Source organism: Candidatus Dormiibacterota bacterium (assembly GCA_036495095.1).
In the GTDB taxonomy this organism is placed as follows: Bacteria; Chloroflexota; Dormibacteria; order Aeolococcales; family Aeolococcaceae; genus CF-96.
Map to the genome: position 1 here is coordinate 1 of DASXNK010000149.1, position 8,033 is coordinate 8,033.

Sequence of the window (8,033 nt, forward strand, 5' to 3'; positions counted from 1 at the left end):
GGTGGCCCCGCCCGACAGGGTCAGGGAGGAAAGCGTTGTGAGGAGGTCACGCGACCGTCGGCCGGCGGCGGCGGCGGGCGGTGCTCGCGGCGGCCAGCCCGGTGCCGGCGATGACCAGGGCGAGCCCGGCGATCCCGAAGAAGGAGCCGGTCTCGGGGACGGTGCGGGGGCGGGGCACGACCCCGAGGCCGGAGGCGGGCGCGCCCGACGGGGTGCCCGCGCCCGCGGCCGGGCCGCTTCCGGCGGCGGCCGCCGCGGCGCTGCCAGCGGCGCTGCTGCCGAGCACGCCGGCGCTGGTGCCGGGGATGCCGAGGACGTTCGAGACGCTGCCGACCGCGGCGCTGCCGGTGCCGCCGGCGGCGGCCGCCGAGTCGGCCTGGAGCAGGGCGAGGTCGAGCACGCCGGGGATGCTGACCGGGACCGCGCCGGAGCTGCTCAGCGCCCCCACCGGGGTGCCGTTCACCGAGGCGAGGTAGCTCTGGGCCCTGCCCGAGGCGTCGGTGTCGGAGTGGAGCAGACCGAGGCCGAGGGCGCCGCCGAGCAGGCTGATCACGGCGCCGTCGCTGGCGGAGCTGCCCGACCCGGCGGCGCCGGCGACGCCGGCGTGGCTGGTCGAGCGCAGCAGGGAGAGGGTGGCCAGGTTGCCGCCGAGGGCGAGGTCGGTGAGGGCGCTGCGGGCGTCGCCGGAGGCGGCCGAGCCGCTGTCGCTGCTCGCCATCCAGCTCGCCAGGGCGAGGTCGAGCAGCGGGTTCGAGGGCAGGGTCAGCAGCGCGCCGGCCCGGCCGCCGTGGCCGGTGGAGGTGCCCGCCGCGAGGTCGCTGCCGAGCACACGCAGGCCGGTGGCGGCGGCGCCGCCGTGGCCGGGGGTCGCGGTCGCCGAGGTGCAGCTGACGCAGCCGCCGAGCAGCCCGATGACCAGCCCGTGGGAGCTGGCGGAGGCCGCCGGCACACCCGCTGCGGCGGGGGTGGTGGCGGGCGCCGGCTGGAGCAGCCCGAGCACCCCGGAGAGGAGGCCGGCATGCACCGCGGGCACGCCCACGGGGAGCGCCGCGGAGGCGGTGGTGACGCCGAGGGTGAGCTGGAGGACGCCGGCCAGGGTGACCGGGATCGCCGCCGCCAGCGCTCGCCGCACCATCTCGAAGCCTCCTGATCCGGCCGCTCCGGGGCGGCACCCGCGGCCCGCTCACGATCGGGACGCAACAATCGAAACGAGCACATCAAACGAAAACTTGCGGTGGGCAGGCCGTGGGCTGCCGGGGGGCATGGCGGAGCGGTGCGCGCTGGTATCCTCGGCCGCCGTGCGCCAGATCTGGGCCCCGTGGCGGATGGAGTACGTCAGCGACCGCACCCCGCCCGAGGGCTGCGTCCTGTGCGCCATCGACGCCGGCGAGACCGACCAGGAGCGGCACGTCGTGGAGCGCACCGCCCAGACCTTCACCGTGCTCAACCTCCACCCCTACAGCAGCGGACACCTGCTGGTCGTCCCCCACCGTCACGTGCCCGACCTCACCGGGCTCTCCCCCGCCGAGGGCGCCGGGATGTTCGCGGCGCTGCAGCGGGCGGTCCGCGCCCTCCAGGCGGCGCTCGGCCCCGACGGCTTCAACCTGGGGGTGAACCAGGGCAGGATCGCCGGGGCCGGCATCACCGACCATGTCCACGCCCACGTGGTCCCCCGCTGGGACGGCGACACCAACTTCATGCCGGTGCTCGCCGACGTCAAGGTGATCCCCGAGCACCTCGACCGCACCGCCGAACGGCTCCGCGAGGCCTTCGCCAGGCTCGGCCCCGACCCCGGCGGTCCCTGACTGCGCGGCTGCTACACTCCGCCGCCGACGGACCGCGCCTGCCGGCGCGTCAGAGAGATGCCCCGGCGAGGGCGACAGGGAGGCCCGGGTGGGCTCGGTCATCAAGAAGCGCCGCAAGAAGATGCGGAAGCACAAGCACAAGAAGATGCTGAAGAAGACCCGTTGGGCGCGGCGCGCGAGCTGAGCCGGGCCGGTCTGGGATGAGCCGGCGGGCGGTCCTCCGGGGCCGCCCGCCCTCTCCGTCCGGCGTGTCAGCCGGTGGTCAGCAGCCGGTCGAGCAGGGTCGACAGCGCGTCCGGGTGGATGCCGCCGATGATGTTCGCCGCCACCCGCCCGCGGGCGTCGACGACCACCGTGGTCGGCGGCGCCAGCACCGCGAACTGGGCGGCGACCCGGCCGTCGTCGAGCCCCGCGGGATAGGGCACGCCGAGCCCGCTCAGGTAGCCCTGGAGCGGAGCCCGGTCGTCGCGCAGGGCGTCGCCGACGACGACCACGCCGCGGGGGCGGTAGCGGACCGCCACCCTGTTGAGATCCGCCTGCTGGCGGCGGCAGGGCCCGCACCACGAGCCGAAGAAGTCGATGACCACGGGATGGCCGCGCTCGGCGGCGAGGTCGACGACGCCGCCGCCGAGGGTCTGGATCCGCACCGCCGGTGCCGCGCTGCCCACCTCGGGGCCGCCGCCGGCACCTCCGACGCCGACGTCCTGCTCGAGCCCGCATCCCGCCAGCAGCAGGGCGGCGAGCGCCACCCCGAGCCGGGTCATACCTTGGCGTAGGAGTGGAGACCGACGATCCAGAGGTTGACGGCGTAGAGGGTGAAGAGGATCGAGACGAAGCCCACCGCGGTGATCGCCGCCGCCCGGGTCTCGCGCCAGCCGTAGGTGACCCGGGCGTGGAGGTAGATCGCGAAGATCACCCAGGTGATGAAGGCGAAGGTCTCCTTGGGATCCCACCCCCAGTAGCGGCCCCAGGCGTGCTCGCCCCAGATCGCTCCGCAGATCACCCCGAACGACCAGATCGGGAAGCCGAGCATCACGAAGCGGTAGCTCCAGAGGTCGAGGGTGGGGGCGCCGGGGAGGGCGCGCGCCACCGCCCGCGCCGCCGCCTGGCGGGGGTCGCCCCCGCTGCGGCCGCCGCCCACCGAGACCGGGGTGCCGCCCGGCGTCACCGCCATCCGACCGGTCGCGGCGGAGGCGAGCCGGCCGTCGGCCCAGCGGCGGGCCAGGTAGAACATCCCGAAGAGGAACGAGAAGGTGAGGATCCCCGACGAGGACGCCATCGCGGTGACGTGGATGGTCAGCCAGTAGCTGTGGAGCGCCGGCACCAGGCTCCCCGGAGGGACGTAGAGCATGTAGGCGAGCCCCAGCAGCGCCACCGCCAGGCCCATCGCGGGCGCCCCCACCAGCCGCAGCCGGTGGCGCAGCGCCAGCACCAGGAAGGCGGTGACCATGATCAGGCTGATGCCGGTGGAGTACTCGTACATGTTCCCGAGCGGCCAGTGCCCCGCCTCCAGCGCGCGGGCCACGATCGACCCGAGGTGGAACGGCCACCCCGTCATCGCCGCCACCACGCCCACGTCGGAGAGCGCGCGCCGCCGGAAGGCGATGTGGAGGATGAAGGCGAGGAAGCCCACGAGGTAGGCGGCCACCGCCACCCAGAAGAGGGCGAGCGAGAGGGGGGTCCCGTGCATCCGGCGGCCAGTATAGACGCGTGGAGACCTCACGCCCGTTGGGCTCTTCACCCCAAGCCACCCCACCCCGCGTCCGGGCTGGCGACCTACAGGACGACGCCCTCGTCGATGCGGGCGAGGGCCTCGTGCTCGAGCAGGTCCTTGAGCTGGTCGAAGGCGTGGTCGGCGTCGGCGGCGTTGCGGCGCTCGACGAGGAGGGTGTTGACCACCCGGCCGATGAGGCCGGGGACCTCGTACTCGATGATCACCGTGACCCGGGTGCGGGTCCTCGCGGTGGCGCGGTAGTCGTTGCGGATCACGGCATGGATCTGGCCGGTGGTCTCGAGCACGCTGCGCTCGCCGGCGACCAGCTCGGTGACCACCGCCTCGCCGGGGAGGTGGCGGCCGAGCATGTTGTAGGTGAAGGCGTAGCGGGTTCCCACGGTCACCTCGCCGGCACCGTTCACGCGGCGGACCTCGGAGAGGTTGGGCCACCACTCCGGGGCCCGGGTCAGGTCGCTGACGTGGGCGAAGACCCGGTCGAGCGGGGAGTAGATCTCCCGGCTGAGCACGAGGTGCGACATCGCCATCCGAGGATGGCACGGCGCGACGTGGCTGTCGAGAGGGATCAGGCGCCGACGCCGGCGGGCAGGTGCAGCTCCGGCTCGGTGGCGGCGCGGACCTCGTCGACGCCGACCCCGGGAGCGAGCTCGCGGAGCACCAGCCCCTGCTCGGTGACGTCGATCACCGCCAGGTCGGTGACGATGCGGTGCACCACCCCCCGGCCGGTGAGCGGCAGCGAGCAGCTGCGCACGATCTTCGGGGAGCCGTCCCGGGCGGTGTGCTCCATCAGCACGATCACCCGCTTGGCGCCGTGGACCAGGTCCATGGCGCCGCCCATCCCCTTGATCATCTTGCCGGGGACCATCCAGTTGGCCAGGTCGCCCCGCTCCGAGACCTCCATGGCGCCGAGCACGGCGGCGTCGATGGCGCCGCCCCGGATCGCCCCGAAGCTCATCGCCGAGTCGAAGAAGGACGCGCCCGGCTGCACCGTCACCGTCTCCTTGCCGGCGTTGATGAGGTCGGGGTCCTCGTCGCCCGGGTAGGGGTAGGGCCCGACCCCGAGGATGCCGTTCTCCGCCTCGAGGAACAGGGTCACGCCGGGGGGGAGGTGGTTCGGGATCAGCGTGGGCAGGCCGATGCCGAGGTTGACGTAGGAGCCGTCCTCGAGCTCACGGGCCGCCCGGGCCGCCATCTGCTCGCGGGTCAGCGCCATGGTCAGCCCTCCTCACGGGGGCGGGTGGTCACCCGCTCGATGCGCTTCTCCCCGGGGCCGACCTCGACGATCCGCTGGACGAAGACCCCGGGCAGGTGGACCTGGTCGGGATCGATCTCGCCGGGCTCGACCAGCTCCTCGACCTCGGCGACGGTGATCCGCCCCGACATCGCGCAGAGCGGGTTGAAGTTGCGCGCGCTCTTGTTGAAGACCAGGTTGCCATGGCGGTCACCGCGGATCGCGTGCACCAGCCCGAAGTCGCAGACGATGCCCTCCTCGAGGATGTGGTCGCGGCCGCCGTAGCTCCGCGTCTCCTTGGCGGGGCTGGCCACCGCCACCGAGCCGTCGGCCCGATAGCGCCAGGGCAGGCCACCGTCGGCGACCAGCGTGCCCACCCCGGCGGGGGTGAAGAAGGCGGGGATGCCGCAGCCGCCGGCACGCAACCGCTCGGCGAGGGTGCCCTGGGGGGTGAGCTCGAGCTCGAGCTCGCCGGAGAGGTACTGGCGGGCGAACTCGCGGTTCTCGCCGACGTAGGAGCTGGTCATCCGGGAGATCCGCCGCGCGTACAGCAGCAGGCCCAGGCCCCAGTCGTCGACACCGCAGTTGTTGGAGACCACCCGGAGGCCGGTGGTGCCGGCGTCGTAGAGCGCCCGGATCAGCTCCATCGGGTTGCCGCAGAGCCCGAAGCCGCCGACCGCCAGGGTGGCTCCGTCGGGGATGTCCGCGACCGCCTCCGACGCGCTCGAGAAGACCTTGCCCATGACGCCTCCCTCTGCTGGCCGCGCCCCGCCGGTCACCCGGCGCGGACGGGCATTCGACCCTCCGCGCCGGGCGACATTATGCCCGCGCCCGGCTACGCGACCGCCGGCGCGACGACCGCCTCGCGCACCTCAACGGCATGGTTCGCGGTGCGCAGCGGGATCTCGCGGAGGAAGGCGGCGACCACCAGGGTGAGGGCGGCGCCGAGCAGGGCGACGATGAACACGTCGTGGATGGCGGCGGCGAGGGCGAGCCTCCCGGTTCCGCCGTGAGCGGCGAGCCGGGCGTTGAAGTAGGAGCCCATCACCGCGAGGCCGAGGGTCGCCCCGATCTGGCGCGAGAACTGCACCGCGCCGGTCGCCGAGCTCATCAGGCGGTGGGGGACGGCGTTCTGGGAGACCACGTTGAAGACCGGCATGGAGAGGCCCAGCCCGAGGCCGAGGATCACCATCGCCGGGGTCACCTGCCCCTGGGTCGACCCGGCGTCGAGCAGGGTGGTGAGGAAGATGCCCGCCGCGACGGCGCCCATGCCGGCGAGCGCCTGGATGCGGTACCGCCCGGTGCGCGAGATCAGCTGCCCGCCGGCGATGCTGGCCACGACCAGTCCCGCCATCAGCGGCAGCATGGTCAGGCCGGAGCTGGTGGCGTGCACCCCGACCACCCCCTGGAGGAAGAGCGGGATGTAGGTGATGGCACCGAACATCACCGCGCCCATGAGGAAGGTGACCGCGGTCGCGACCGAGAAGATCGAGGATCTGAACAGCTCGGGCGGCAGCACCGCCTCCGGGGTACGGCGCTCGTGGAGGAGGGCGACGACCATCAGCACGACGCCGGCGACCAGGCTGAGCCCGACCGGCGGGTAGCCCCAGCCGTCGGTGCCCTCGAGCGAGGCGCCGAGGACGAGGAGGGCCGCTCCCGCGGCGATCAGCGCGGCACCGGCGAAGTCGATCCGGGGCCTGATGCCGGAGCGGCGCATCGAGGGGAAGGTCCGCGCCAGCACCGCGAGGACGAGTGCGCCGATCGGGATGTTGACGTAGAAGACCCAGCGCCACCCGGCGTGGTCGGTGAGGCCGCCACCGACCAGCGGGCCAACCACGCTGGCGATGCCGAAGACGCCGGCCACCATGCCGGTGTACTTGCCGCGCTCGGCGGGCGAGAAGAGGTCGGCGATGACCGCGAAGGCGGTTCCGGTGAGCATCCCGGCGCCGATGCCCTGGAGCCCGCGGAAGCCGATCAGCCAGTTCATGCTCGGGGCCAGGCCGCACAGCGCGGAGCCCGCGAGGAAGGCGATGATCGCCGCCAGGAAGACGCGCTTGCGGCCGAGCTGCTCGGACAGCTTGCCCACCACGGGGACCACCGCTGTGCTGGTGAGCAGGTAGACGGTGGTCACCCAGGTGTAGCGGGTGACGCCGCCGAGCTCTCGGGCGATGGTGGGCATGGCGGTGCCGACGATGGTCTGGTCGAGCGCGGCGAGGAACATCGCCGCCATGACGCCGAGGAAGGTGACCATCCTGGGGTCGAGGCGGCGGCCCGGGGTGGTCGGGGCGGTGCGCCGGGTGGCGATCACTGGTGTGCCTCCATGGTTGCCGCCTCGACGAGGCGCAGGCAGAGATGGCGGAGCTGGTCGCGCTCCTCGTCGTCGAAGCCCGCGAGCAGCCGCTCGCTGATCTGCACCTGGAGGGCGATGGCGGCCTGGTGCCGCCGCTCCCCCTCGGGGGTGAGCCGGGCGATGACCGCGCGGCGGTCGTGGGGGTCGGGCACCCGCTCCACCAGCCCGGCGGCCTCGAGGCCGTCGACGACGCCGGTGGTGGTGCGCGGGGTGACGTTGCAGGCCATGGCGATGACCCGCATCTGCGCGCCGGTGCCGCCGAGGTGGCGGATGATCCCGAGCGCCTTGACCTGGGCGAGCGAGAGGCCGACCTGCTCGAAGGCGCGCTCCAGCAGGCTGCTCACCGTCTTGTCGGCGATGGCGACGGCGCTCAGGGTCTCGGTCCGGGGTCCGGCGGCGCCGAGGCGGGCGACCCGCTCGCGGATCGCCGGGGAGTAGAGGCGGCCCGCGGCGTCGTGCTCGAGCTTCCCGAGGGAGTACCTGAGCATCGCCGAGGCCGGATGGTCGGAGGTGGGGTGCGACATGGACCACATTATGCGGGGCAACTTAGTGTGGTCCCTCAGTATGTTACCGAGCCGTCACACGCCCTCCGGCCCCGACCTCAGCCGTTCCGGCCCCCCGGTGCGTGTTGGGCACGAGAGACGGCGACGACCACCCGGGCGCCCGCCGCAACGAGGGGAGTGATCGAATGAGCCACCTGAACCGGGCGCACCGGCGTCGCAGCCTGCTGGTGAGCCTGCTCGCCGCGGTGACCGTCGCCGGCGCCCTGACCGTGGCCGCGGGGCCGGTCCGGGCGGCGGCGAGGCCGGCGCCCACGCCGCCGTCGCCATGCGCGTACCTGCAGGCCAACCCGGCGCCCACCTGCCCGCCGCCCCCCTGCTACCCCACCCAGGGCGGCTCGGGGTTCGCCGCCTT

11 protein-coding genes are annotated in these 8,033 nt (G+C 73.8%); 3 read left to right on the forward strand and 8 right to left on the reverse strand.

Annotated elements, in window-relative coordinates; genetic code table 11:
* Positions 1-46 precede the first annotated feature (46 nt).
* On the reverse strand, positions 47-1,135 hold the full coding sequence (locus VGL20_15525; protein HEY2705092.1) for a hypothetical protein: 1,089 nt from the start codon (positions 1,133-1,135) through the stop codon (positions 47-49).
* A gap of 163 nt (positions 1,136-1,298) precedes the next feature.
* Here VGL20_15525 and VGL20_15530 point away from each other — a divergent pair, with 163 nt between their 5' ends.
* The gene (locus VGL20_15530) at positions 1,299-1,805 is read left to right on the forward strand and encodes an HIT domain-containing protein (protein HEY2705093.1); all 507 of its coding nucleotides are present in this window, start codon (positions 1,299-1,301) and stop codon (positions 1,803-1,805) included.
* An 88-nt stretch (positions 1,806-1,893) separates the two neighbouring features.
* Positions 1,894-1,989, forward strand: a complete 96-nt coding sequence (locus VGL20_15535) for an AURKAIP1/COX24 domain-containing protein (GenBank protein ID HEY2705094.1) — start codon at positions 1,894-1,896, stop codon at positions 1,987-1,989.
* A gap of 67 nt (positions 1,990-2,056) precedes the next feature.
* Here VGL20_15535 and VGL20_15540 read toward each other — a convergent pair whose 3' ends face one another.
* The 7 genes from VGL20_15540 to VGL20_15570 all read right to left on the reverse strand — a co-directional run bounded on the left by VGL20_15540 (position 2,057) and on the right by VGL20_15570 (position 7,642).
* Positions 2,057-2,569 carry a TlpA disulfide reductase family protein gene (locus VGL20_15540; GenBank protein ID HEY2705095.1) on the reverse strand — a complete coding sequence of 171 codons (513 nt, stop codon included), beginning with the start codon at positions 2,567-2,569 and terminating at the stop codon, positions 2,057-2,059.
* Entirely contained in the window at positions 2,566-3,495 is a 930-nt protein-coding gene (gene ccsB, locus VGL20_15545) for a c-type cytochrome biogenesis protein CcsB (GenBank protein HEY2705096.1), read from the reverse strand. The genes VGL20_15540 and ccsB overlap by 4 nt, the downstream gene beginning before the upstream one ends.
* 86 nt (positions 3,496-3,581) lie before the next feature.
* The gene (locus tag VGL20_15550; GenBank protein ID HEY2705097.1) at positions 3,582-4,064 is read right to left on the reverse strand and encodes an SRPBCC family protein; all 483 of its coding nucleotides are present in this window, start codon (positions 4,062-4,064) and stop codon (positions 3,582-3,584) included.
* A gap of 38 nt (positions 4,065-4,102) precedes the next feature.
* Entirely contained in the window at positions 4,103-4,750 is a 648-nt protein-coding gene (locus VGL20_15555; protein ID HEY2705098.1) for a CoA transferase subunit B, read from the reverse strand.
* A gap of 2 nt (positions 4,751-4,752) precedes the next feature.
* Positions 4,753-5,511 carry a CoA transferase subunit A gene (locus tag VGL20_15560; protein ID HEY2705099.1) on the reverse strand — a complete coding sequence of 253 codons (759 nt, stop codon included), beginning with the start codon at positions 5,509-5,511 and terminating at the stop codon, positions 4,753-4,755.
* 92 nt (positions 5,512-5,603) lie between these two features.
* Positions 5,604-7,076 carry an MDR family MFS transporter gene (locus VGL20_15565; protein ID HEY2705100.1) on the reverse strand — a complete coding sequence of 491 codons (1,473 nt, stop codon included), beginning with the start codon at positions 7,074-7,076 and terminating at the stop codon, positions 5,604-5,606.
* Positions 7,073-7,642 carry a MarR family transcriptional regulator gene (locus VGL20_15570; protein ID HEY2705101.1) on the reverse strand — a complete coding sequence of 190 codons (570 nt, stop codon included), beginning with the start codon at positions 7,640-7,642 and terminating at the stop codon, positions 7,073-7,075. Before VGL20_15570 ends, VGL20_15565 begins: the two co-directional genes overlap by 4 nt.
* A gap of 164 nt (positions 7,643-7,806) precedes the next feature.
* Between VGL20_15570 and VGL20_15575 the strand changes: the two genes are divergently transcribed.
* The coding region (locus VGL20_15575) for a hypothetical protein (GenBank protein HEY2705102.1) at positions 7,807-8,033 on the forward strand (227 nt) is incomplete at its 3' end.

Bases quoted from the DNA above. Each gene is read 5' to 3' on its own strand.
- VGL20_15525 (HEY2705092.1), bottom strand. From the start codon at position 1,135: ATGGTGCGGCGAGCGCTGGCGGCGGCGATCCCGGTCACCCTGGCCGGC.
- VGL20_15540 (HEY2705095.1), bottom strand. From the start codon at position 2,569: ATGACCCGGCTCGGGGTGGCGCTCGCCGCCCTGCTGCTGGCGGGATGC.
- ccsB (HEY2705096.1), bottom strand. From the start codon at position 3,495: ATGCACGGGACCCCCCTCTCGCTCGCCCTCTTCTGGGTGGCGGTGGCC.
- VGL20_15550 (HEY2705097.1), bottom strand. From the start codon at position 4,064: ATGGCGATGTCGCACCTCGTGCTCAGCCGGGAGATCTACTCCCCGCTC.
- VGL20_15555 (HEY2705098.1), bottom strand. From the start codon at position 4,750: ATGGCGCTGACCCGCGAGCAGATGGCGGCCCGGGCGGCCCGTGAGCTC.
- VGL20_15560 (HEY2705099.1), bottom strand. From the start codon at position 5,511: ATGGGCAAGGTCTTCTCGAGCGCGTCGGAGGCGGTCGCGGACATCCCC.
- VGL20_15570 (HEY2705101.1), bottom strand. From the start codon at position 7,642: ATGTCGCACCCCACCTCCGACCATCCGGCCTCGGCGATGCTCAGGTAC.